This is a genomic window from Burkholderia sp. GbtcB21 (assembly GCF_019091065.1).
In the GTDB taxonomy this organism is placed as follows: Bacteria; Pseudomonadota; Gammaproteobacteria; order Burkholderiales; family Burkholderiaceae; genus Burkholderia; species Burkholderia pyrrocinia_C.
In genome coordinates, this window is record NZ_JAGXKA010000100.1 from 1 (window position 1) to 520 (window position 520).

Sequence of the window (520 nt, forward strand, 5' to 3'; positions counted from 1 at the left end):
GCGTCCTTCATCGCCTGTGATCGCCAAGGCATCCACCACATGCACTTGTTCGCTTGACCCTATAACGAGTCTGTCTCGTCGACAGTCGTTACAGGTTGAGTTCTCGCGTTGTGCCGTATTCCAATTGAGTCAAACATAGAGTTCGAATCATCTTGAGATACATCGATACAATCACAACCCGGATAACTTTCACGTCCATCTCAAGACGCTTCCGCTATCCAAATTACTTACTTCTTCCAGATTGTTAAAGAACGACAGCCGATACCTACTACGTATCACTCTGACTGGCTCAATCGCCAATGAAAAAGACTCGAACAAACCTCATTCGAATATTTGTCATTGAAGATTATTGAAAGCGGCCGGCATCATAACCGGTTTAACCGCAGACAGCTAGTCTGTCTTAATCAACAGCCGATAAGCGTGAGCGCTCAACTTTGCGAGATAGCTCTGGAAAGGAGGTGATCCAGCCGCACCTTCCGATACGGCTACCTTGTTACGACTTCACCCCAGTCATGAATCC

The 520-nt window shown here is 46.9% G+C and carries 1 rRNA gene; it reads right to left on the reverse strand.

The annotated features are described in order from the left end of the window. Nucleotides 1-451 precede the first annotated feature (451 nt). Nucleotides 452-520: ribosomal RNA gene (locus tag KVT39_RS36500) — 16S ribosomal RNA — on the reverse strand; the annotation flags it as partial.